At 47.7% G+C, this 24,321-nt stretch carries 20 protein-coding genes and 2 pseudogenes; 11 read left to right on the top strand and 11 right to left on the bottom strand.

The genetic code is table 11. The features are described from left to right. Positions 1–144: 144 nt before the first annotated feature. Positions 145–570: pseudogene (locus tag H6F88_RS34325) on the top strand (J domain-containing protein); the annotation flags it as partial. 310 nt (positions 571–880) lie between these two features. Then, positions 881–1,153 carry a DUF3143 domain-containing protein gene (locus H6F88_RS07790; RefSeq protein WP_190642173.1) on the top strand — a complete coding sequence of 91 codons (273 nt, stop codon included), beginning with the start codon at positions 881–883 and terminating at the stop codon, positions 1,151–1,153. A 36-nt stretch (positions 1,154–1,189) separates the two neighbouring features. Here H6F88_RS07790 and H6F88_RS07785 read toward each other — a convergent pair. From H6F88_RS07785 to lysA, 4 genes and pseudogenes are all read right to left on the bottom strand, one after another. Next, positions 1,190–1,375: pseudogene (locus H6F88_RS07785) on the bottom strand (DUF4351 domain-containing protein); the annotation flags it as partial. Between the two features lie 54 nt (positions 1,376–1,429). Beyond that, positions 1,430–2,182: an isoprenyl transferase gene (locus tag H6F88_RS07780; protein ID WP_190642172.1), complete on the bottom strand. Its 753-nt coding sequence runs from the start codon at positions 2,180–2,182 to the stop codon at positions 1,430–1,432. Then, positions 2,179–3,099 carry a diadenylate cyclase CdaA gene (gene cdaA / locus H6F88_RS07775; RefSeq protein ID WP_190642171.1) on the bottom strand — a complete coding sequence of 307 codons (921 nt, stop codon included), beginning with the start codon at positions 3,097–3,099 and terminating at the stop codon, positions 2,179–2,181. The genes H6F88_RS07780 and cdaA overlap by 4 nt, the downstream gene beginning before the upstream one ends. A gap of 172 nt (positions 3,100–3,271) precedes the next feature. Continuing rightward, positions 3,272–4,675 (bottom strand): diaminopimelate decarboxylase, encoded by a 1,404-nt coding sequence (gene lysA, locus H6F88_RS07770; RefSeq protein WP_190642170.1) that lies wholly within the window; start codon positions 4,673–4,675, stop codon positions 3,272–3,274. A 101-nt stretch (positions 4,676–4,776) separates the two neighbouring features. Here lysA and rimI point away from each other — a divergent pair, with 101 nt between their 5' ends. The 4 genes from rimI to H6F88_RS07750 all read left to right on the top strand — a co-directional run bounded on the left by rimI (position 4,777) and on the right by H6F88_RS07750 (position 9,868). Beyond that, positions 4,777–5,466 carry a ribosomal protein S18-alanine N-acetyltransferase gene (gene rimI, locus H6F88_RS07765; protein WP_190642169.1) on the top strand — a complete coding sequence of 230 codons (690 nt, stop codon included), beginning with the start codon at positions 4,777–4,779 and terminating at the stop codon, positions 5,464–5,466. 197 nt (positions 5,467–5,663) lie between these two features. Then, positions 5,664–8,141, top strand: a complete 2,478-nt coding sequence (locus H6F88_RS07760; protein ID WP_190642168.1) for an ATP-dependent Clp protease ATP-binding subunit — start codon at positions 5,664–5,666, stop codon at positions 8,139–8,141. A 242-nt stretch (positions 8,142–8,383) separates the two neighbouring features. Then, the gene (locus H6F88_RS07755) at positions 8,384–9,316 is read left to right on the top strand and encodes a phosphoribulokinase (RefSeq protein WP_190642167.1); all 933 of its coding nucleotides are present in this window, start codon (positions 8,384–8,386) and stop codon (positions 9,314–9,316) included. 39 nt (positions 9,317–9,355) lie between these two features. Then, positions 9,356–9,868 carry a hypothetical protein gene (locus H6F88_RS07750; protein WP_190642166.1) on the top strand — a complete coding sequence of 171 codons (513 nt, stop codon included), beginning with the start codon at positions 9,356–9,358 and terminating at the stop codon, positions 9,866–9,868. 97 nt (positions 9,869–9,965) lie between these two features. Here H6F88_RS07750 and H6F88_RS07745 read toward each other — a convergent pair whose 3' ends face one another. From H6F88_RS07745 to H6F88_RS07730, 4 genes are read right to left on the bottom strand one after another with little or no spacing between them, the layout of a single operon-like run. Further along, positions 9,966–11,081 carry an ABC transporter ATP-binding protein gene (locus H6F88_RS07745; RefSeq protein WP_190642165.1) on the bottom strand — a complete coding sequence of 372 codons (1,116 nt, stop codon included), beginning with the start codon at positions 11,079–11,081 and terminating at the stop codon, positions 9,966–9,968. 45 nt (positions 11,082–11,126) lie between these two features. Then, on the bottom strand, positions 11,127–12,032 hold the full coding sequence (locus tag H6F88_RS07740) for a carbohydrate ABC transporter permease (protein WP_190642164.1): 906 nt from the start codon (positions 12,030–12,032) through the stop codon (positions 11,127–11,129). Between the two features lie 3 nt (positions 12,033–12,035). Then, positions 12,036–12,950, bottom strand: a complete 915-nt coding sequence (locus H6F88_RS07735; RefSeq protein ID WP_190642163.1) for a sugar ABC transporter permease — start codon at positions 12,948–12,950, stop codon at positions 12,036–12,038. A gap of 12 nt (positions 12,951–12,962) precedes the next feature. Next, positions 12,963–14,303 (bottom strand): ABC transporter substrate-binding protein, encoded by a 1,341-nt coding sequence (locus H6F88_RS07730; protein ID WP_190642162.1) that lies wholly within the window; start codon positions 14,301–14,303, stop codon positions 12,963–12,965. Positions 14,304–14,735: 432 nt separating this feature from the next. Between H6F88_RS07730 and H6F88_RS07725 the strand changes: the two genes are divergently transcribed. Continuing rightward, positions 14,736–15,362, top strand: coding sequence for a hypothetical protein (locus H6F88_RS07725; protein ID WP_190642161.1), 627 nt, complete (start codon positions 14,736–14,738; stop codon positions 15,360–15,362). Between the two features lie 108 nt (positions 15,363–15,470). Here H6F88_RS07725 and H6F88_RS07720 read toward each other — a convergent pair whose 3' ends face one another. Further along, positions 15,471–18,689 (bottom strand): COR domain-containing protein, encoded by a 3,219-nt coding sequence (locus H6F88_RS07720; protein ID WP_190642160.1) that lies wholly within the window; start codon positions 18,687–18,689, stop codon positions 15,471–15,473. A gap of 205 nt (positions 18,690–18,894) precedes the next feature. On the opposite strand from H6F88_RS07720, the gene H6F88_RS07715 reads away from it, so the two are divergent. From H6F88_RS07715 to H6F88_RS07705, 3 genes are all read left to right on the top strand, one after another. After that, a complete protein-coding gene (locus H6F88_RS07715; RefSeq protein ID WP_190642159.1) occupies positions 18,895–19,164 on the top strand; it encodes a DUF4278 domain-containing protein in 270 nt (89 codons plus the stop codon). Positions 19,165–19,737: 573 nt separating this feature from the next. Next, positions 19,738–20,106, top strand: coding sequence for a hypothetical protein (locus H6F88_RS07710; RefSeq protein WP_190642158.1), 369 nt, complete (start codon positions 19,738–19,740; stop codon positions 20,104–20,106). Positions 20,107–20,365: 259 nt separating this feature from the next. After that, on the top strand, positions 20,366–20,614 hold the full coding sequence (locus H6F88_RS07705; RefSeq protein WP_190642157.1) for a hypothetical protein: 249 nt from the start codon (positions 20,366–20,368) through the stop codon (positions 20,612–20,614). A gap of 208 nt (positions 20,615–20,822) precedes the next feature. Here H6F88_RS07705 and H6F88_RS07700 read toward each other — a convergent pair whose 3' ends face one another. Further along, a complete protein-coding gene (locus H6F88_RS07700; RefSeq protein ID WP_190642156.1) occupies positions 20,823–21,437 on the bottom strand; it encodes a Uma2 family endonuclease in 615 nt (204 codons plus the stop codon). A gap of 36 nt (positions 21,438–21,473) precedes the next feature. Then, the gene (locus H6F88_RS07695) at positions 21,474–22,094 is read right to left on the bottom strand and encodes a YdeI/OmpD-associated family protein (RefSeq protein ID WP_242050445.1); all 621 of its coding nucleotides are present in this window, start codon (positions 22,092–22,094) and stop codon (positions 21,474–21,476) included. 908 nt (positions 22,095–23,002) lie between these two features. Here H6F88_RS07695 and H6F88_RS07690 point away from each other — a divergent pair. Beyond that, the gene (locus tag H6F88_RS07690) at positions 23,003–24,280 is read left to right on the top strand and encodes a response regulator (RefSeq protein ID WP_199333498.1); all 1,278 of its coding nucleotides are present in this window, start codon (positions 23,003–23,005) and stop codon (positions 24,278–24,280) included. The last annotated feature ends 41 nt before the right edge of the window (positions 24,281–24,321 follow it).

Here is a 24,321-nt window from a genome sequence, read left to right as displayed (position 1 = left end):
GTCCTACCGTTTCTAAGCAAACTGCTGAACCCAGTTAAAATAGTCGAGACCAGTAAGCGTATTGCAACGAGCAGCAGAGGGTTTTGTGTGACTCGCAGTGGAGCAACCCCGAACTCTAATAACCAGGAAACGCCAGAGCAAAGGCTGGCTAATAGCTACTATGGGTTGCTGGGGCTGCCTCCCTCAGCATCTGCTCAGCAAATTCGTCGGGCTTACCGCGAACTGAGTAAGCTTTATCATCCAGACACTACGACTCTGCCTGCGGCGGTGGCGATCGCCAAATTTCAGGAGTTGAACGAAGCCTATGCTACGCTAAGTAGCCCCGAACGGCGATTTGCTTACGACTTAAAGATTGGTTACTCTCGCGTATCCGTAATTCAATCCTCAACCGACCTCAGCCGTTCAGCTTCTCGGTCAAAAAGCTTTCGTTCCTCTGCGTATCTTGACCCTACTGATCGGCCCCTTTCCCCGGGTGAGGTGTTTGCTCTGTTTATCCTCGGTATTACTTTTGTCTGCTGTCTAATTCTTGTTGTGACTATTGGTCTGACTCGGGGTGAGATAGCTTTTCGACCGTTTAGCCAAGCCCAGATTCAGCAGGAAATTTCTCATCCCATACCTCAACTAGAGCAAACTGTAGATTTGCCCCAGGACAATTCGTCAGCTTCGTCTCTAGAAACTCCATCCGTGGATGATGAATTGATTCAAATGCAGCCTGCGATCGAATCGAATGCTTCTGACTCCAATTCTGTAGAATCAGGAGAAACTCCTTCTGTTCTGACGCCATCAAACCCAGATCAACCCGCTTCTGTTGATTTGACTTCTACATCAAACTTGGTTGATCCAAACTCTTTTGCAACTGTTCATGTATGACTCTGCTGCTATGACTCTTCCCTCGGCTGATACTCCCCTTTACAACCATCCCTTACCCGATATTGAACAATGGCTCATTTCTCAGGGATGCCATCAGGACAGTCTGGACATTCACTGTTGGCACATTGAACAGCTCAACTGGAAAGCAGAGCTTTGGCTGGATGTTGACTCCTTAAATGTACGCTACATCCGGGCTGGAGAAGATGGGCAAGACATTCAGCGCTCATTCAAGTACTCCCTCAGCCGCAGGGATTTGGATGAGGCAATTTTTACAGGTCCATGACCCCTCGAAACTGGATCTGTTGAAATAAATTGGCGCTCATCTAGAGTTTTGATTTGCTTCTAACCAAACTACCAAATCTGCTACATCTGAAAAGTCTAAGAGTGCTTCACTCAAACTTTCTAGCTGGTTAAGGGAAAGCAAGTGAATTTGCTGTCGAAGAGGAGAGGCGATCGCCCCGAACTTTTGAGTCAGTAAACGCAGAAGTATTTCCCTCTCCCCTTCCTGACGACCTTCTCCCTAAAAAATCGGCAAATTAACTCTTTATCGGAGCATAAACTAACTCTTTACTTTCCCAAAACGCCGATCGCGCTGTTGATAGGCACAGAGGGCACGATGAAACTCAGCGCGGTCAAAGTCGGGCCAGAGGGTTTCAGTAACGTAAAGCTCAGCGTATGCGACCTGCCAGAGTAAAAAGTTGCTGATTCGCATCTCGCCGCTAGTGCGAATTAATAAATCAGGGTCGCAAATGCCAGCTGTGTAAAGATGACGCTCAAATATAGCCTCATCAATCTGATCGGGTTGCAATAGCCCTTGCTGCACTTGGGTGGCGATCGCCCGACAAGCCTGAACAATTTCCTGCCTGCCGCCGTAATTAGTCGCTACTGTAAACTGAATACCCTGGTTTTTCTGGGTTTCTAGCATTGAACGTTCAATTTCAGCCTTAAGCGATCGCGGCAGTGCATCTAAATTGCCGACAAAGTGAATCTGCACATCCTCAGCCATCATTTCCCGCAGTTCCTGGCGCAGAACCCGCTCAAACAGCGTCATCAAGAAGTCAACTTCTTCTAACGGGCGGCCCCAATTTTCTGTTGAAAAAGCATAGGCCGTCAGTGCTTTAACTCCCCAATCTTTGCAGCAACGCAGCAAGTCTTTGAGCGTGTCTACTCCTCGGCGGTGTCCCATGATTCGAGGTAAACCTTGCCGCTTTGCCCAGCGACCATTGCCGTCCATAATTACAGCGACATGCCTGGGTAAGCGTTCCTGATCCAAATCAGCAGGCAGTTGCAAAAGGGTTGATTTGGCTGTCATTTTTTCTCCCGAGAAGCCGACGATGAAAGGCGAATTAAACGCAAAAACAATGCTTTTAGTTGGGTACTTAACTGACGACCCAGGCTCCGCAGTTGAGGGGCAACTGCTTCACGCTCTACAGATTGAGAGAAGCGATCCCGCAAAAGCTCTCTCAGTTTACTGCTGGTTAAGGGTCGGTTTAGAGTACCCCTTTCAGCTAAGGAAATTGACCCTGTTTCTTCGGATACAACAACGCACAGGCAATTTTCGACTCGTTCTGTAATTCCCATAGCGGCTCGGTGGCGAGTTCCAAGTTGGCGGGAGGCCGTCCGCTCAGAAATCGGCAAAATTACTCCCGCCGCTACAACGCGAGAGCCTCGAATTAGGACTGCCCCATCGTGCAGCAGGGTGGTGGTTTGAAAAATGGTTTGCAGCAGTTCCTTAGAAACTTCTGCGTTAATGCGAACCCCTGGTACCGAAAAGTCTCGTTCGTCAATCGGGCGATTTGTTTCCAGAATCAGCAATGCACCGGTTCGATTTTGAGAAAGCTCTTTGACAGCATCCACAATTTCATCAATGACGCTATCAGGTTTAGGAATGGCTGCATGAGCGGGCTTAAATAGCTGTACGATTTCTCCCCGCCCAAGCTGTTCTAGAAAGCGCCGAAACTCAGCTTGCAGGATAAAGGCCATTGCTACAGCGGAGCCGATCACCAGTTTTTCCAGCACAAAACTGAGCAGTTTGAGATTAAGCGTACTGCTAAGTGCTGCTGCCAGCATAAGAACGATTAGTCCTCTTACCATCCATAGAGTCCGTCGTTCTCCAATGATGATTAGCACCATGTAGGTTAAAACCAGAACCAACCCAATGTCGATCGCGGAAAGCAAGGACTGAGTCCAGCTCAGGTTTTTCAGCCATTGCTCCAACAGAGATCCCATCTGATTGATCTAGTTATTCTTGCGTCGCGGGTTGGAAGGGGACTTGGGAAGGATGAAGGAAGGAACGCAAATGCAGTTCTGTTGTTGTTAGCAACGGAATAGGGGTGCTTCAGTTAATCAGAAGGTAGCCAGAAAACAGGTGGACTTTGCTTACCCTTCATCCTTATATCCTTCATCCCTCATCCTTGGACATCAGTCTTTCTGGTATGCAATCTTGTCGAATCAAATCTTGGTAGGTTTCTCTCTGCAAGATTAAGCTAGCTTCTCCCTGGTTGACTAAAACTGCTGCTGGGCGAGGAACCCGATTGTAGTTAGAAGCCATGCTGTAATTGTAGGCTCCTGTGTTCATAACGACGAGGATATCTTCTGGCTGAGTTTTTGGCAGGTGAGCTTGCTTGATTACAATGTCGCCAGATTCACAGTGCTTTCCGGCGATCGCTACTGTCTCCGTACAGTCTGCCGACATTCGGTTAGCAACAACTGCCCGGTACACCGACTGATACGTGATCGGTCGAGGATTGTCAGACATGCCGCCATCTACACTAACGTAAGTTCGTACACCTGGGATCACTTTTTGGCTACCGATTGTGTAAGCCGTGACACAGGCAGACCCAATCAGCGATCGCCCCGGTTCGGCAATCAGCTTCGGTAGAGGAACTTGTTGCGCCTCACAAGCCTTGACGACGCTTTCACAAATTACCCGCACCCATTCCTCAATGCTGGGTGGATCGTCTGACTCGGTGTAACGAATTCCTAAGCCACCACCAATATCCAACTCTCTGATAGGCAGTCCATGTTGTGAGGCTTTGCTAAGCCATTGCACCATGACACCTGCTAAGTCCTGGTGGGGCTGTAGCTCAAAAATTTGAGAGCCGATGTGAGCATGAAGCCCAATGCATTCCAGTCCTTCCTGCTGACTAATAAACTGAAAGACTGAATCTAGCTGGTCAGGATCAAAGCCAAACTTGCTGTCCAGGTGCCCGGTGCGAATATATTCGTGGGTGTGGCATTCAATTCCTGGAGTAAGGCGGAGCATGATCGGCAATGGAGGATTTTTGCCGTGCGTCAACTCTGCCAGTGTTTGTAGCTCAAACCAGTTGTCCACGACAATCGTGCAGCCAGAAGCGATCGCCAACTGCAACTCTTCTAACGATTTATTGTTGCCGTGTAGATAAAGTACTTTGGGATCAACGCCAGCCTGTAGCGCTGTGTAGAGCTCGCCCCCCGAAACTATGTCGATGCCTAACCCTTCACTCGCGGCGATCGCACAAACTGCCAAACAGTTCCAGGCTTTTGAGGCGTAAATCACCAGTGACTCAGCCGGATAGTAGCGCTTGAAGGCATCGCGGTACTGACGGCAAGCCGTTCGCAACGTCTGCTCATCCAAAACGTAGAGTGGTGAACCAAATTGCCGAACTAGTGCAGGCACATCGCAGCCACCAATCTGCAAATGGTCTTGCGAATTAACTTGAGCAGTCAGCGGCAGCAAATACTGATTGGGCGAAGGCTGAGCAGTCGTGGGATGTGGTAAATACTGGCAACCAGAATTTGTCCCCACAGCGGGAGTCGATACCATTGCGTTTGCGATGTCCTTAAGAAAATTAGTAATTATTGCGTTCTATTACCTAGTGTACAATTGAGGGCTGTGCATCCTTAAGTCATTCCTTCAAGGTTTGTTTGAAATTCCTCAAAATAGCGTCTCTAACTTCAGACCAACTCGCCGCTGCCGTAGAGCTAGATCAGCTTGCTCTAGGAGGTCTGTGGACACTAGATGGTTATAAGCGAGAACTTGACAGCCCCAATAGTGATTTACTAGTACTAGAAAATTTGGGGGAAGAGGGGTTAGGGGCTAAAGGCGGGGGGCGGGGGCAAGAAGAGTCGGAAGCACAGGAGCAAAGATTGGAGACGGAAGACTGGAATAGTCAACCTACTTCTCCTGAACCTTCCACACTTCCTCTCTTAGGAATCGCCTGCCTTTGGGCAATTCTAGAAGAAGCGCATATTACTATCCTTGCAGTTCATCCTGACTATCAGCGACAGGGGCTAGGGCAAATTTTACTCTGGGCACTGCTGCAGTCGGCTTGGAAACGGGGTTTAGAATGGGCAACTTTAGAAGTGCGGGTTTCTAATCGAGCGGCGATCGCCCTCTATCAAAAATTTGGCTTCAGCGAGGTGGGAAGACGACGACGCTACTATCAAGACACTGGGGAAGATGCCCTGATCCTTTGGCACAATGGCTTACAGCGTCCTGAGTTTCAGCAAACTCTAAAGATTTGGCAAAGTCAGATCTTGGATCGCTTATGCCAGTCCGGATGGAGTTTGCCCGTAACTGATGAAAGTTTATATCCAACCCGAAAGATCCCTTGACTTGGGGACACCTTCATGATGTGATTTCTTTTCGGGAAGTAAAATCGACATCCTCTAGGCAAAAATTCCTAGCCAATTAATCTGCTGAAGCTTTGATAACTACTACTATGGGCTGGTTGTTGTACAGGTGGCAACCAGTCCGTTTCCCTATGCTAGAATCAGCAGTACCGGCACGCAGCAGGTGATGGAAAAACGCCATGTTTGAACGCTTCACAGAAAAAGCCATTAAGGTGATTATGCTTGCCCAGGAAGAAGCACGTCGCCTGGGACATAACTTCGTGGGTACAGAGCAGATCCTCCTGGGTCTGATTGGAGAAGGGACCGGCGTCGCCGCCAAAGTGCTGAAATCAATGGGCGTCAATCTCAAAGACGCTCGGATTGAAGTCGAAAAAATCATCGGCCGAGGCTCTGGCTTCGTCGCCGTTGAAATCCCATTCACACCACGAGCCAAGCGCGTCCTAGAACTGTCGCTTGAAGAGGCTCGTCAACTGGGGCATAACTACATTGGGACTGAACACTTACTCTTGGGTTTAATCCGAGAGGGGGAAGGAGTCGCCGCACGGGTTCTGGAGAACTTGGGAGTTGACCTTTCCAAAGTTCGAACCCAAGTCATTCGGATGCTAGGAGAAACCGCAGAGGTTTCTGCTGGTGGCAGTCAAGGTCGTACCAAAACTCCAACCCTGGACGAATTTGGGGCTAACCTGACCCAGATGGCCGCTGAGGGCAAGCTTGACCCCGTTGTTGGTCGTCAAAAAGAAATTGAGCGAGTTATTCAAATTCTAGGTCGCCGTACAAAGAACAACCCTGTTCTAATCGGTGAACCTGGAGTAGGTAAAACCGCGATCGCTGAAGGTTTGGCTCAGCGCATTTCTAACAACGATGTCCCTGACATCCTAGAAGAAAAGCGCGTTGTCACTTTAGATATTGGTCTGCTGGTTGCAGGCACCAAATATCGAGGTGAATTTGAAGAGCGCCTGAAGAAGATTATGGATGAGATTCGTCAAGCTGGGAACGTCATCCTGGTAATTGACGAAGTTCATACCCTAATTGGTGCAGGTGCTGCAGAAGGGGCGATCGATGCTGCTAACATCCTCAAGCCAGCCTTGGCGCGGGGTGAACTTCAGTGCATCGGTGCAACGACCCTGGATGAATATCGTAAGCACATCGAGCGAGATGCCGCTCTAGAGCGCCGCTTCCAGCCTGTCATGGTCGGTGAACCCACCGTACCTGAGACAATCGAGATCCTACACGGTTTACGAGAGCGTTATGAGCAGCATCACAAGCTGAAAATCTCTGATGCCGCCCTCGAAGCAGCCGCTAAGCTCTCCGACCGCTATATTTCAGACCGCTACCTACCTGACAAAGCAATCGACCTGGTTGATGAAGCAGGTTCTCGCGTTCGCTTGATCAATTCTCAGCTTCCTCCTGCCGCTAAGGAGCTAGATAAGGAACTGCGCCAAGTCCTCAAGGACAAAGATGATGCGGTTCGTTCTCAAGACTTCGATCGGGCTGGAGAATTGCGCGATCGCGAAATGGAAATCAAAGCTGAGATTCGGGCGATCGCTCAGAGCAAGAAAACCACAGAATCCACAGACGGTGAAGACACTTCCCCGATTGTGGATGAAGAGGATATTGCTCAAATCGTTGCTTCCTGGACAGGTGTTCCGGTCAATAAGCTGACCGAATCCGAGTCTGAGAAACTACTGCACATGGAAGACACCCTGCACCAGCGCCTTGTTGGTCAGGAAGAAGCCGTCAGAGCGATTTCGCGCGCGATTCGCCGCGCTCGTGTTGGATTGAAGAACCCCAACCGACCCATCGCTAGCTTCATCTTCTCTGGACCAACCGGGGTAGGTAAGACAGAGCTTGCTAAGTCTCTGGCTTCTTACTTCTTTGGTTCCGAAGAAGCAATGATCCGCCTTGACATGTCCGAGTTTATGGAGCGCCATACAGTTTCTAAACTGATTGGTTCACCTCCCGGTTATGTTGGTTACAACGAAGGGGGGCAGCTTACTGAAGCAGTGCGTCGTCGTCCATACACTGTTGTGTTGTTCGACGAGATTGAGAAAGCGCACCCAGACGTGTTCAACATGTTGCTGCAAATCCTGGAGGACGGTCGCTTGACCGACGCCAAAGGACGCACAGTGGACTTCAAGAACACGCTGTTAATCATGACCTCTAACATCGGTTCTAAGGTGATTGAGAAGGGTGGAAACAGTTTGGGCTTCGAGGTTTCCTCGGAAAATCAAGCAGATGCCCAGTACACTCGAATCCGCTCTCTGGTCAACGAAGAACTGAAGCAGTACTTCCGCCCAGAATTCCTCAACCGTCTCGACGAGATCATTGTCTTCCGTCAACTCTCGAAGGACGAAGTCAAGGAAATCTCCGACATTCTGTTGAACGAAGTCTTTGGTCGCTTGAGAGAACAGGGAATCACCCTGGAAGTCACAGAGCGCTTCAAAGATCGTCTGGTGGAAGAAGGTTACAATCCTTCTTACGGTGCAAGGCCTTTGCGCCGAGCGATCATGCGCCTCTTGGAAGATAGTCTGGCTGAGGAAATCCTCTCCGGCCGCGTCAAAGAAGGGGATACCGCTATCGTTGACGTAAACGATGACGGGCAGGTGCAGGTACTTCAAGGTGAGAAGCGAGAGTTGTTACCTCAAGCTGTTGACTAATCACGACAGTAAAGTTTGAAAACCTATTATGGGTTTATAGCGGTGTGGGCTGTGCCTACACCGCTTTTATATTTGGGCGATCGCTCTGATTAGTTGGGCTAATGCAAAATAAGAACGGCTACGGTTGCTCACCCTAAATCGAACTGATGTTAAGTAAAAGAATTGCCGTCCCCAATTAACCTTAAAATTATTGCATTCAATCTTTGATTGACGTTGTCCTTATCCCTGAACAGGAGGAAGCCATGACTGATCGCCCTATTATCCTTGGTATTGTTGGCGACAGCGCGGCTGGTAAAACGACTCTGACGAAAGGTATTGCTCAAGTCTTGGGAGAAGAAGACGTTACGGTGATTTGCACCGATGACTATCATCGCTACGATCGCCAGCAGAGAGCCGAAATGGGGATTTCAGCCCTGCATCCAGACTGCAACTATCTTGATATCATCCAGCAACACTTAGCGCTTCTTCGCACCGGGCAGCCAATTCTAAAGCCGATTTATAACCATAAGACGGGTACTTTTGACCCGCCTGTTTACATTAAACCTAGCAAATATGTAATTGTTGAGGGTTTGCTGGGTTACTCAACTCGTGGAATGCGAGACAGCTACGATGTCAAAGTTTATCTAGCACCGCCAGAACCATTGCGGGCAACCTGGAAAATTAAGCGAGATACCGCCAAGCGGGGTTATAACAGCGAGCAGGTTTTGGAGCAATTACAAAAGCGGGAACCTGATTCAGAAGCGTTTATTCGACCTCAGCGCCAGTGGGCAGATGTGATAGTCACCTTTTATCCTTCTAGCGAAGAATCGCAGGACGATCTGCTGCTGAATGTGCACTTGGTGTTGCGACCTACGATTCCGCACCCTGATTTGGTTCACGTTCTCAAGCCGGATGGCAACCATTTGGGTTCAGCCATTCGGTTGGAGCTAGATCGAGATATGGGTAAGCCTGTAGACGTTTTAGGAATCGATGGTCACGCGACTGTGGAACAGGTTAGGGAGCTAGAACGAATTCTCTGTAATGAGGTTCCTTACCTGGGGCAGTTTTGTAGCTTGAATGGAAATCAAGCGATTGGTAAAGTCGTTGGCACGACGGGTGAGATTTTGCAAAGCCATCCACTGGCCCTAACGCAGCTTTTAATTACTTATCACATGCTCAAAGCTGCCAAACTGTAGGAACGACTTTAGGATTGAAGTAAAAATTGCTCAATTGTTATGAGTTCAATTCATCGGTTTTTAGTGGGTGCAGCTGGAGTTACTTTAGGGTGCATTGTTTCAAGTTGTACGACAGTTGCAACGACCCAATATGAAGCAACTGCTTTAACGACTTATACTTGGCGAGTTGAGTATACGACTGATCCAAGCGATCGCCGCCGCACTCGCACCGAGGAATTTGCCTCGACCTCGCTGCTCAATCAAAATGGTGAACAGGCTGACGGTGCGGTGACTGGGCCAGATGATCAGGGACTATGGTGGCCGGAGTTGCCGCCGCGCCCAACGGCAGAGGAGCTGGAGGGCAGAAAGCGATCGCTGGAACAAATCGGCACTCCAGAACTGCTCAAAACCGTGGAATACTCATTGACCTACACGACTGACGGACAAACTCGAACATTGCCAACCGATCACTCTGTTTATCGTAAAGCAGTTAGAGCTCGTCAGGATGGACACTCTCTGGAAGTACTGCTAGGTGTAGGGGATGCAACCGTTGAAGATGTAAATCCTCAATAAGAAAGCTCGTTACATTTCTGCTTGGGTAAACCACAAATCCCTGTAGGGGCAGTTCGCGAACTGCCCCTACAGGGATTTGTGGTTTACTATAAAGGACTTAACGCTTAACCGGAATACCCTGGTCTAGGTGGGCTTCCTCGTGGGTGGTGGGGAGGCGATCGCCATTTTGAGCATTAAACCAGTGAATTGACTCCAGTGGTAATGCCAAGGTAAGGTCTTCGTTATTCCAGCGCTGATCTGCCGAAAGTAGCGCCCGAACGGTGACATTTTCTGCGCCTTTTATCCGAACGCTAAGCAGGTAGCTCATACCCAGGTTTTCAACCAGGAAAACTTGACCTTGGATTGTTTGCCGCTCATCGGGTCGAGCTAGACGAACGTGTTCAGGACGAATGCCCAACACAATTTCGGGTGGCGGTGCAAATCCGCCTGGAATCGGGATCCTGTAATCACCTAGAATCGCGTTATTGCCCTGACACTTAAGCGTCAACAGGTTCATTTGTGGGCTGCCAATAAATCCAGCTACAAACTGGTTTGCAGGTCTGTTGTAAATTTCATGCGGTGCGTCTAGCTGCTGCAAATAACCATTGTTGAGGACGGCCACTTTTGTAGAAAGGGTCATCGCTTCGGTTTGGTCGTGGGTCACATAAACCACAGGTGTGCTTTGAGCATCAAAGATTTGCTTTAATTCTGCCCGCACCTGTTCTCGCAGCAATGCATCCAGGTTACTCAGCGGTTCATCTAACAAAAATACGTCGGGGCGACGTACCAGCGCCCGAGCTAAGGCAACCCGCTGCCGTTGTCCGCCTGATAGCTTGGCGGGTTTGCGATCCATTAGTTCCTCTAAACCCAAGATGTGCCCTGTTTCAGCAACTCGGTGCCGGATTTCATTGGAAGGAACTTTTTGCAGCTTTAAACCTGAAGCAATGTTGTCATGCACGGTCATGTGCGGATAGAGCGCGTAGCTCTGGAACACCATTGCAATGTTGCGATCGCCCGGTGCTTTTGCGTTGACATTGCGATCGCCAATTCGCACTTCGCCCTTGGTTGGCTGCTCCAATCCAGCAATCATTCGTAGCGTAGTAGACTTCCCGCATCCTGAAGGCCCCACAAATGTGAGAAACTCTCCATCTTCTACTGCCAAGCTCAAATCCTTCACAGGAACAATCTTCGGGCTGTAGGTCTTGTTTAAATGTCTTAATTCAAGTTTAGCCATGACTTTTAAATAGAGATAGCAGTTGACAATGTCGAAAGGTTTTTCCTATCCTTTCACCGCACCAGATGTTAAACCTTGAACAATCTTGCGCTGGAAGAACAGCACCAAAAGGATCAGCGGCAGCGTGCCCACAATTGTTGCAGCCGCTAGAGGACCAAACGGAACATCAAATAACGTGGTGCCACCCAACTGAGCTGCTGCAACAGGAATCGTTTTCAGGTTCTCACGGGTCATGAAAGTGAGTGCAAAAATGTACTCGTTCCAGGCAAAGATGAAAGCCAGAATTCCTGTTGTCACCAATGCGGGGAGCGTCATGGGTAGAACAATCTGAGTCAACATCTGCACTGTGTTGTATCCATCCACCTTGGCAGAATCTTCCAGATCGCGAGGCAACTGTTGGAAGAAACTTCGCATCACCAGAATGGTTAAAGGTAAGTTGATCGCCGTGTAGGGAATGATCAGCGCTAAATAATTGTTGGCAAGTCCCGTTACTCGAACAATTTCCAGCAATCCTAAAAACAGCAAAATGTAAGGAAACAGTGTGACGATTAACACGGCTGCTAGAATGAATTGCTCTCCTGGTAGCCGCAGTCGTGCCAGTGCGTAAGCCGCAGGCGACCCGATCGCCAAACACAACAGGGTAGATGTGATTGCCACAAACGCACTGTTGAAAATGTAAGCGCCAAACCGTTCCCGTGTGAACAGCTCAATGTAATGCTGCAAGGTGTACTGATTGGGAGCCGGAAAGTAGACTACAGGCAATTCTGTAATCGCATCATTAGTTTTGATTGAGGTTAACCATTGCCACAGCACGGGCCCTAAGCTAAAGAGGACAACGGCAATGATGGCAACCCAAAGCAACACTTTTTTTAGCGGAAAACTCTGTGCTCCAGGTGTAGAATGACCCGCAGGCGGAGTTTGGCGAGGAGTATCATGGGCTGTAGTGGTCATGGCTTACTGAACTCCTGTTGCGTTACGAACTTTGGATAAGAAGAAAGTAGACAACGCTACTACAGCAACCAACACCAGGAATGTGATAACTACTAGTGCTGCCCCATAGCCAAAGTCTAGATAGTTCATCACCGTTGCGTAGATGTAGAGAGAAACCATCTCCGTTGCGCCACCAGGACCGCCACCCGTCATAACCTGAGGCAAGTCGAAAATACCAAAGGCTTGAGCAAAGCGGAATAAGCTAGCAATCAAAATTTGCGGCATCAGCAGCGGCAGCGTGATTTGGCGAAAGCTCTGCCAGGGCGTTGCACCGTCAATTGAATGAGCTTCATACAGGTCTTGAGAAATCGACTGCAAGCCTGCCAACAGCAAAATGCTGACAAAAGAAGTGGTTTTCCAAACGTCTGCCGCAATTACGCAGATCATTGCCCAGGTGGGATTTCCTAGCCAGTTCACGGGATTTTCCAGAATGTGAAACCAATTCACCAGCATGTCATTCCACACGCCATATTGGTCATTGAAAATCCAGCGCCATGCCAAGGCGATGATGGCAGTGGGTAGGGCCCAAGGCAAGATGGCGATCGTTCTGACGATGCCTCTGCCACGAAAGGCTTGATCTAGAATCAGGGCAAATGCCATTCCTAGAATCAGTTCCAGAATGAGGGAAACAACCGTGAAAATGGTTGAATTCCAGATACTGAGCCAAAACCGCCCATCCAAAGCCATTCGTACATAATTATCAACGCCTGAAAAAACAGGCTCTAAGCCAGTACTCAGGTTTTCGGTGAAGAAGCTGAGTACAAAAGCACGACCAATTGGATAGGCGTAAATCGCCAGCAGAATGAGAGCAGCTGGTGCAAGCAGCAACCAGCCGGTGCGTTGCTCTCTGGCGCGAATTGGGTCCGTTGTTGTGGTCATTCGATCGCCTCTCTATGCGTTGTTGTTATATCTGCCGAGCAATCGGCGGGTTTCACCTGCTGCCCGCTCCATTGCCCGTTCTGGAGAAATTTGTCCAGAAATTGCCGAACTCAGGTAGCGCTGAAGAATATCAGATACCTGCGTATACTGTGGCACGGGTGGACGCAACACAGCCTGCTCTGCAATTTCTAACAACTGTGGATAGTGACCATATCGACCTACAATTTCAGGATCGGTAAATAGATTGACGCGGCTAGGCACATAGCCATACTCCATCACAAACAGTTTTTGGGCTTCCTCACTGGTCATGAACTCGATCACTCTCCAGGCTTCCTCAGGATGAGGAGAACTTGCGGAAATGCCAAATCCCCATCCGCCTAAGCAGGCACCGCCTTCGCCTTCAGCACTGGAAACCATAGGTCTGATGCCCACTTTTCCATTGATGGGAGAGCCTTCCTGGTTAACCTCTGGGAAAGCGTAGGGCCAATTTCGCATGAAAGCGGAGTTACCGTTTTGGAATACCCGTAGTGTTTCAACCTCTTGATAGTTGGTGACACCAGGGGGTGAAACACGCTCGGTCACGGTATTGCGCAAAAACTCAGCGGCGGCGATCGCCTCAGGTTGGTCAAGACCCACTTCTTGCGTTTCAGGATTAACCCAAAAGCCGCCAAACCCGGCTAGCACTTCGACAAAGTCTGCCGATAGTCCTTCGTATTGCGCGCCTTGCCAGACATAGCCCCAATCTATATCGCCTTGTTTTAGCTGTTGGGAAACTTCAATCAACTCCTCAAAGGTGTCTGGTGGCTCCAAACCTGCTTCTTCTAGTAAGTCAGTGCGGTAGTAAAGTACGCCAACGTCGGAGCGCATTGGCACCCGATATAGCTCACCTTCGTAGCGGCTACCTTCAATATCGGCCGGGAGGAAAGCCGATAACTCTTCTTCAGAGATCCGGTCGGAAAGTGGAAGCAGCCAGTTTGCAGCCGCAAATTTAGGAATCCAGGTAATGTCAGCTAGCACCAAATCATAGGGCGAGTCGCCCAACAAAAATGATGAGGTGTATAATCCTTCAACTGCATCAGAGGCGTTGGGAGCGGGAGCAATTTGAATCCGAATGTTTGGGTTTTCTGATTCAAACTGCTCAACTAGTGGCTGAAACTGTTCTGCTTCCAGGGCACTCACTAAAAAACTAATGGTAACGGGCTGCTGGCTTAACACCACAACCCCATAAAAAATCACCCCTAAAAAAGCGGCGATCGCTATCCCCCACAGGCGCAGACGGCGGGATGACAGCGTTTGCAGAAGGTGTGTTTGCAGAAAGTGTTTGAGTCTGCGAATCTGCTGATTAACATTCATATCTGTTAAGGTAATTCATAAATTGTCGGAAATTGTCGGGCGAAGATGACAAGCGAAGATAGTGAGGTCAGCGAGTTAATCAAACTTCCAGCTTCGAGGCAACAAGTCAGACAAAAGGTTGCTTATTTTGAGCAAACGAAATAGATAAAGAAACGGTAACTTTGACGCGAGCGCACTTCACTCGATCTAAAACGCGGTCTACTAATAGAAATTGGGGCTGCCTGCGCTGCAAGCTTCCCACCGCTTTTAATCTTTGCTTTTTGGAGCAATTTTTTGTCTGTTTCTTGTGTAACACTTTAACTGGTGTGACACCCCTGTCCGTCGATATATTTTTAATCCAATCGTTTAGAAAAGTTAACATTATTGAATAAATTTAGTAGTTAATAATTCAATCTATTGCTTGACAAATGTACCTCTATTTAATGAATAGAAATGAGGTGTTTATATCTGTTTAATGCAGGCGATCGCATTCTGGTATTTAGTCACGCTCAAAATGTATCTGTTACTATCCTTACAGGCATCCTTCTTCTAGAGAAGATGGTGCTTTCCAAGTTTGTACGCATTGATCAAAGGGCTATGAGAAAGGAAAGTAGTTTGCAGAGTTTATCTTCTCTTGATGTGGACGAAGAACTTCTGGAAGTGCTTCTACTTTATTTAGATAAGTTAATTGCGATGGGTGTTGATCTAAACTATCTTCCGTTACAACAAGCGATCGAAGGACATGTAAATCATTTAGAAACAGCATGTAGAGCTCTAATTGGGTATGCAGGGTGGTTAGCCCATTGTGGCGATCGCTTTAATAGTGAAATCCATGCCACTAAATGCTTCATTAAAGCGTTGGTTGAATGCTGGGAGCCTCATCCGACATGGGAAGATTATGCAGATCTTGTTGCACAATCAAGATACGTTAGTCCTTATGAGCGCGCACGCATATTAATTTATGAGCTTAATTGCAAGGATTCTGTAAGAACCTGGAAGTCTGAAATCCTGGAGCATCTTTCAGACAAGGAGATTGAAGAGTTAATTCCCAATCTTCAAAATGAACTTAACGCTCTCTAGCATTGAACGTGGGATGGGCAAAGCTAGTCCATTAGCCCATACTCCTCCCGAATCAAGCAGATGGACATAAGCGATTAAATGGGGACGAGCGCTCGCTCTTTGCTCGTCCTACGTTCCTACAAATGCTGCTTTAAGTTTCTTGCAGATGTTTACTAGGGCAAAGTTTAGGTCCGGTGGAGAGAGGCTATCCAAAGGTTTCTGAGGAGGATGAGCTGACTGATATTTTGCAATCTCGGTTTCCTCATAGGAACTGTAGCTGATCGGTATCCAAAATACGGTCAATCCTTCTTGCTCAGCCGCATTCAAAAGTGGGGGCAATTCCTGGTCTGCAATGAAATCGGATGCCAAAAAGTCAGGGCTAACTAGCAGGACTGCAACCTTTGCTGCCAATAAAGCTGTCTCGATGTCTTTTCGCCATTCTGCACCGGGTTGAATGCGGGTATCGTCCCACACGTCTAGCGTTTGGTTGCGAATCATCGGCTTGAGGTGAGTTTGAAGCTGTTTTAGCCAGTTCTGATCTTGATGGCTGTAGCTGACAAAAACCTGATTGCGACTGGCTGTTTCTGTCATAGAAGGTTGCCTCGATTGACGATTGAGTGACTTTTCCCGCGCTTGCTCCAGTTCTCGTTGGAGGGATTCTGCGGGAGTGGGCAGACGAGCTGGTCTGACGAGATACTTTTGCTCTAGTTCAATTTCTTGGGACAAAACATCATCAATTAGTCTGCGAACATCTACCATTTGCCGACTTTTTTGACATTGGATGAGGTATGCCTGGTCATCCAGAAACTCACGTAGCGTTTCTAGGGGGTAGGAATAGGGCATTTGGCTGTTTTTGCATTTCTTCTCACAGTTGCAGGGAACCAGGGTGTCATACTGCAAGCGTTCGTAGGATTGGTGAATCTTTGTGAGTTCGTAGGTGACGACGGCCAGCAGTTCTTTTTTGCGGCTTCCGGTGACGCGAATTCGGATTTCTCGCTGGTTGTAATGCTCAATCACTTCGGCGCGAGTCTGGTCTTTGTGCAGAACGGCACCGTTTTTCCAGACTAGCTGCTGCTCAATCCAGGGATGCATTTCCACAATCAGACGGGTGAGGATGCCTTTGGGCATGAACTCATATTCATAGCGCAGGCTCAGGTTATCGGTCTCATCCCAGTCATAGTCGGGCTGGTTGACGGAGAGCAGGTTGGGCGCGATGTAGGTGTGGGGACGACCCGGAATTTCGTAGCAAAGCTTGAACCGCATCATCAGGTGCAGCAACTCATCTCGCATATCGGCGTACTCAGCATTGCTCCAGATGTCGGCAAGCTCATCCTGGGTGAAATAGCCGAGGTTGTTTATAACAGTTTCATTATCCAGCACTTTATAGACGGCAGCAGTGCCCCACTCTGGCTTGAGGATGACAGTCTTTTTGAGCAGTGGATCGGTGTGAAAATGTAGACAAACGCCGATGTCGTGAAGATAGCGAATTAGCGATAGCATCTCTTGCTGATCGGTTAAGCCGTCGAGTCGACATAGCCGGTAGTATTCATCGAGGCTGATGTAGTTGTTGCGAGTATAGCTTTCTAGAACAGATCGAACTTTCGCCCATACTTTAGGTAAGCGAGTACCCATATGAGGCAGTCTGCTGATATAAAGCTGAATTGCATCTTTGATTTCTTGCAAGCCTCGGTTGTCAGCAAGGTTTGTAGCCAAGGTTTCTTTAAGGTTGTTAAATTCTCCTCGGAATTGGCGATCATTGATTTCGCACCGGCGGTTCTGTTTCTCATTCTTGATGATCAAAATGGGGCTGTTGTTGCTCAACAGTTCCACTACGCTGAGCCAGTAATAAAAATCGGTATTTTCCTTGCGTGTATCGGCAACTAGAAGATAGAGGGAACGCTCAGTGAGAAAAAACTGGTGAGTTTGATGATAGATTTCCTGTCCACCAAAGTCCCAAATATTGACGCGAAAATGTTGACCGTTCGGCAGTTCAAACTGCCAACGAATCACATCAATACCTTGGGTGGTGTTTTCGTCTTGTAGTTCGTGAGCTTCGTCGGCAATTTTTTTTGCTAAAGACGTTTTGCCTACTCCTCCCTCTCCTAAAATCAAGAGCTTTGCTTCATAGATCAACTCAGTTTCTTCTGGCTTTTGGACTTGAAAGTAGAACCTTAAAATGTCAATAGATTTAGTTTGTTCGTAAGCTTCAGCTTCGTCGGCAATCCTTCTTTCTAAAGACGTTTTGCACACTCCTCCCTCCCCTAAAATCAAGAACTTCACCCTGCAGAGCGCTTCAGTTTCGTCTGAGTCTTGGACTTGAAAGTAGGACTTTAAAGTATTGGTAGGTTTGCCCAGACTGTTCCGGGAACTCCCCAGAATTTCGGGAGGAATGGGAAGCGGATTGCCCTGCAACTCTAGTCGTGTAAGTTGAGGGATTTGCTTGATCTCTACAGGTAGGCTACTCAATTGATTGTTGCTGAGGTTGAGCGACCGCAAATTGATGAGCTGAACAATCTCAGCAGGTAGACTAGTCAGTTGGTTTTCGCGGAGGTCAAGTGATTGCAGATTGATGAGTTGAACAATCTCAGCAGGTAGACTAGTCAGTTGATTGAACCCGAGGTGGAGCGATCGCAAACTGGCAAGTTGAACGATCTCAACAGGCAGGTTGATTAGTTGATTACCGGTGAGGTCGAGTGATTGCAGATTGATGAGTTTCCCAATTTCAGCAGGTAGGCTGCTCAGTTGATTGAAGATGAGGTCGAGCGATCGCAGACTAGTGAGTTGACCGAATTGAGCAGGTAGACTGCTCAATTCGGTGCCGGTGAGGTTGAGCGATCGCAAACTGGCAAGTTGAACGATCTCAACAGGCAAATTGATTAGTTGATTACCGGTGAGGTCAAGTGATTGCAGATTGATGAGTTTCCCAATTTCAGCAGGTAGGCTGCTCAGTTGATTATCGCTAAGGCTGAGCGATCGCAAGTTTGTCAGTTGAGTAATTTCAGCAGGCAGGCTGCTCAATTGATTTTCGTCGAGCTTGAGCGATCGCAGACTGGTGAGTTGACCGATTTCAGCAGGCAGGTTGCTTAGTTGATTAGCAGAAGCCCAAAGTTTTTTGAGATTGATAAGCTGTCCGATTTCTGGCGGCAAAGCTTTCAAATTGTTGCCAATGTACTCGCCACGTCTTTCCTCATGGTTGTAGTACCACTTACCGAGAATCAGGTGTTTAAGCTGAGTTAGCTTACCGATTTCAGGTGGTAAAGCTGTTAATCCCTCTCCAGCGAGGTCAAGCGTTCTCCTCCCATCTCTTGCCGCCTGTTCGATTACTTGCAGCAGTTCTTCCTGAGTCATCGGTAATCACTAAATCATTACCCAATACTGTAGCCACAAATCTGTCTATCACTGCTGACTTTCCCTGACCTTTTCATACCGACAAATCTCAGCGGCAACCTTAACTTAAACATATAGCGCAGGGAAATCACGCCAAAGATTACACCTGCGCCAGGCATTACATCATTTGTATATCTCTTCAAGAACTCCCAAGGAGAATAATCTCATGCTGTTTTCTCATCATTTCAGCCTGTTTCAAGCTATTCTTGACCAAGGTTTCGAGGCAGGTCCGATCGCAGCCAGTAAAGAAGTTTTGGGCGATCGCCTCACCTATCGCGGTATTTCCTATCGCCGTCCTACAACATCTGAAAACGTATCATTTGCTGCCAATGGAACCTATCGCGGAGGCACTTGGCATTCTCAACCCCAATCCTGGGTTCCAGACGCAACGGTGGTTTTACGTTATCGCGGCTGTTGCTATCTTAAGCAGTCCTAATCGGGGTTGCTTGTTGGAGTGCGATCGCTAGATACAGATCTATAAGGTATTTGAAAAGTGGCGCACGTCTCCTGTAAGGGCTTAGCATTCGGGCGAGGATTTTGGGTCTATTGCGGGATCTATCTGCCGAATGCTAAGCCCCTACGCTGTTTAGGCAAAAACTAGATTTCTCAAATCTCCTGGCTGAGCTAAGCCATCGCTCAAAGCGATCGCCCCTCCCAAAACCTGATTTCAAACTCTTAAACCTGATTTCAAACTCGCAAAACCTTGTTTTGAATTTAAAAATCAGGTTTTAAACTCTTAAACCTTGTTTTGAACTTACAAAACCTGATTTCAAACTCACAAAACCTTGTTTTGAATTTAAAGATCGGGTTTTAAACTCTTAAACCTGTTTTTGTTTACAATTTCCAGCAAAAATACGGGCGTGAAGGGCGATCGCCAATTTTGTTGCTCTCGAAAGTTCTGTGGCTTTACTGAACCTGGTACTTTTGCGAATTGCGTATTTTGATGGGGTCAATTCAACCGATGTCAAGTGATTTCAGGTTGCTCTACTCACTGTTAAAGGATTGTGTAATGCCGCAAAAGAGAAGAAACTCGTTAGCACAGACCAAAGCAGAACGCCGGATTGAGGGAATGGAAACAATTAGCCCCACCCTTAACTTTGAGAATGGATTTTCTCTTGTCATCTACAACGAAAGGTTGCAGGACGTGAAAGAAAAGCTAGCTGCCCATAACCAGGCGCGATCGCTGGTGGATAAAACTCAAAATGACTTGCTCGAAGCAGAGCGGGCATTAAACGATTACTCTGAACACATGCTGTTGAATGTTGCCTCTCGATATGGCAAAAATAGCAATGAGTATGAAATGGCAGGCGGAACGCGCAAATCAGATCGTCGGCGATCGCGTACTGCTGTCAGCAAAACTATTGCCCCAACATCTTGACGAGGAGACATCATCCCAGATATGCTCTCACGTTAAGGTTGTTTTTCTTACACAAGACAGCCGCCACGACCCAAAAATCTAGCGTCGCTCATCGCTGCTGGTAACAGCTTTGAGCGACTAACCCCCAAACTGGTAGAAGCAGTCTGGCGGCTAACGGTGAATTTTAACACTCCTTAGCCACCCCGACTTGTCGTGTCAAAAAAGTGCGGGGTGGCTAGGTTTTTGGGGTTTCCTCAAAAACCCTAAGGAGTCACAAATCATGTCTCACTGTTTTTTAGAATCTCCCAGCGCATCACCCGTTGAGAGAGAAGTTGCCGCTCTCCAAAGTCCCGATCGTGAACGATTACGAATTTTAGTGATCGGCTCTCGCGATGGTGTAATTGAAACAATTCACGACCTATATCGACGCGGTTTCGCCGAAGTAAGTGCCTGGAGTCCGCTTTTACCTGCGCCCAGTTCTGGTGAAGTGATGAGTATCTTGACTCGCGATCGCAGACGAGAAGGATAAGGATAAAAGGGAAGGGGCGATCGCTCTTGAGGAGAGGGGGCGATCGCGCTCTATTCAAAGAAGTGACCTAGTTGCCTAACAAAACTCTAAAAACTATTGATATACAGTAGGTTGGGTGAAGCAAAGCGGAACCCAACAGAATCTACGCAAGTGTTGGGTTTCACGTTGTTCCACCCAACCTACATCCTTTAGGGCACCGGGGAATTTGTTATCCTGTCGCAAAAATCTGATCGACAGTTAGTTTTAAACTGGGAAAGGTGGGTGAGTTTAGGCGATCGCCTGCTCGAAATTGTTGCAACTCGTATTCTCCATCTACCCATTGGCAAACTGTGATTGTTGGCTGTTTGGGATTGCCAATAAAACGTCGTCCACCCAATGCGACGTGATCTACAATCCAATATTCCTGGATGCCTAATGCTTCATATTCCCCAAGCTTCATGAAGTAATCATCTCGCCAATTAGTTGAAACGACTTCCACAATAATTTTGACCGATTTGCCCAACGTGATGATAGAACCGCTTTCCCACTGAGGTTCATCTATTAGTGCAGATTCATCCAAAACAATGACATCGGGTTCATATCCAGAATTACCATCTACCGAACGGACAATGCATTCTCTGGGAATGAAGTAGGGTAAGTTTGCCTGACGAATCGCAGCGCCCAACTCATAAGCTAAATTGCCAGATACATTTGAATGCTTGCCTGTTGGTTTTGGCATCTCTACAATAGCCCCACGGCGTAACTCATAGCGGCATTCAGAAGTTTCGGGTAGCCACTCGAAAAATTCATCAAATGTGATTGGCTGCTGTAATGCTTGGAGCATAAACTCACCTCATTTCCTTTGCTGAATTCTTCTTAATTACCTTTGCCATTGATTCGCTCGCAGATTTTGAGCTGCTAATTGAGCTGTCTCGTTTATGCGTTTAGTCCGCGTTTCGGGTCTCTTAGCCGCAGCAACCCATTCTAAAATGCCCCGTTTAACCGAGCGTGGGAATGCTTCAAAATTCTGTTTTGCCTCGGCATAGCTAGCCAAGGCTGTTTCTAAATCAGGCGGAATTTCTAGCGCCTCGATCGCATCCAGGGCATTCCAGGAACCATCTTGCTTAGCAGCTTCAACTTTTGTCAGTCCCGCAGGCATCATCATATTCTGTGCAATTAATCGCTCGACTCGTTCTTTGTTTAGTTTTGACCAGCCAGTACCAGGTTTTCGGGGGGCAAACCAGAGAAGCGATCGCTCCTCATCCAGCTTGTTGCCTTTGCTGTCAATCCAGCCAAAACACAGCGCCTCCTCTACCGCTTCTTCATAGTCAAATCGCGGCTTTCCCGTTGCTTTTTTGTAGCTGATGAGCCAAACCCCTTTGTCGCGTGTGTGATGTTGTTCTAACCAAGCACGCCATTCTGACCGTGTTTTGGGATGGGTCGAGTTTGTTGGCACTTCAGTCATGACGGTATAGTCGGCGACTTGCTTCTTGCTGCTCATTTTAACGAGAATGGAGATTGCACCGTGCAACACCCCTATAAAATCTGCACTTGAGCCACGAGTGCATTAAATAGCAATTTCAGGGTTTCTCTAAACGTCTGCTGCTATTTAGATTCTCTTTAATTTAAGCTGTTTCTTTGTTTATTTTTTGCTTGGTTTCAACTCGTTTGACATCTAAAATGTCCGTCTAAAGCAAGAAATCTATCCAGTGTATAGAAACACAATTAACGTTCTGGCGCATCAGTTTTCTAGTCCAAAAAAGTCCAGATAAGTAGATATAAGTTGAGTTGCAAGGCGATAGAATTGTGAGAAGTCATCCCCTAAAGGATTAGGCTCGTAAACGCTTTGGGATTATTAAAACTATCAGTTTCGGAGTAGATTATCAAAATAATTTTAGTCGGATTTATACGCACATTTAACGCACAAGAATTTAGTGAATTAATGCACCAGCTCATACTATGAATCGATGCAATAACATTTTTGAAGATTCTATTAACTCTGCTTTTACACCTTGCAAAACCCTAATTAGGTATAAGATTATATAATGCACATACGATGAACACATTTGGGTGTAACACAAGCAACACAGGCAAGAGGTATTTAGGTTTCAACTTGTCTTTCACGAAGTTCTACCAAATCGTTTGTTTCCAAGCTATCATCTTCAAACGAAGTCAGACTGTAACCGTTGCACTACCAGTTGCAAGATTAGCAATTTTCTGTAGCAGAAATCACAATTCATCTACCTCCACAAACAGGGCTAGCAATTTACCGGGTTAAAGGATTGATCGCCGCTTTTTGGATGTGATTTCAGATTCTTGTCTGCACTTAGCAGGTCAAGCTTTTTTGTCAGCCGTGGCTTTCCTGAAATAAACAAATTTTCCCTCCCGTCTAAGCGGAGGTTTGGTGCTTTGAGACATACGATTTGGTTTCTCAAAAATTTGCAGCAGCTTCACTTCAGCGGTCAGCTGGTACATGTAGAGCCAGCAGGTCAGCAGTGGACTTTTTATCTGTCTCAAGGCTCTGTTGTGTACGCTACAGGCGGCACTCATCCGGTCAGGCGATGGCGCAGAAATTTGGCGATTCACTGTCCCTGGATTGGCGATCGCGACATGGCACCCGATGCAGAATTCGAGCGCGGCAGTGCTGATCTGACGATTGGCTGGGAATATGCGCTATTAAAGCTTTGGGTGACTCAACAAAAAATCACCCGTGAGCAGGCTGCACGGGTGATTTGCGACATTGTGATCGAGGTGCTGTTTGATGTGACTCAGGCAGTAGATTTGACCGACCAGGTTAATCAAGACCGTTCTTTGTCCACGTTTGTACACCTGGGTTTGGTTGATGTGGGAGGGGCGATCGCCCAGGTTGAGAGGCTCCAGCGCACTTGGCAAGACGCGAAGCTTAGCGACTATTCGCCCAACAAAGCACCCGTAATCAAACAGCAGGAACAGTTGCGAAAACTCAGTTCAGCCCGCTTTTACGAAAATCTGGTCGAACTCCTGGACGGACAGCAAACCCTGCGCGACCTGTCAGTCAAGATGCAGCGAGACGTGGCGGCGATCGCAACCTCGCTGTTGCCCTTTGTCCAAATGGGTTGGGTCGGGTTCATCAGCATCGCTGACCTACCTACTCCTGTTTTGCAGAAACAGCCTCCCAAAGCACTAGCTCCAGCAATTCCTAAAAAACCTGTAGAAGAACCAGTAGCAAGTCCACTAATCGCTTGCATTGACGACAGCTTCTGGGTTTGCAACATGATGGAAAAAATTATTGCATCCGCTGGTTATCAATTTGTGGGGGTTAACGATCCTTTGAGAGCCATTAGCATTTTGCTCTCTCGCAAGCCCGACCTGATTTTTCTAGATCTGGTCATGCCAACGGCGAATGGCTACGAGATTTGCGAAAAGTTGCGCAAAATTTCCTGTTTTCGAGACACCCCGATTGTGATCTTGACTGGGAATGACGGATTTGTGAGCCGTCTCCGCTCTAGCTCCGCTGGAGCGACTGACTTCCTCACTAAACCCTTAGAAGCTGAAGCAGTGCTGGGTGCAGTTCGTAAGCACTTAAATCAGGGTATGGCCAATAACCATGCACCCACCGACCGGGGCGCATCCAGGGAAAATCCAGTCAGTGGATCTGCATCTAGTGACCCCAATACAGCCCGCTTTTCTGTGGCTACTGACCACTGACACTAGACCACTGACACTAACAGTTCTGTGACTTATTTCTT

This window comes from Oculatella sp. FACHB-28 (assembly GCF_014696015.1).
GTDB lineage: Bacteria > Cyanobacteriota > Cyanobacteriia > Elainellales > Elainellaceae > JAAUTN01.
Note: the sequence above shows the minus strand (reverse complement) of the source record. Positions and strands in the feature narration are given on the sequence as shown.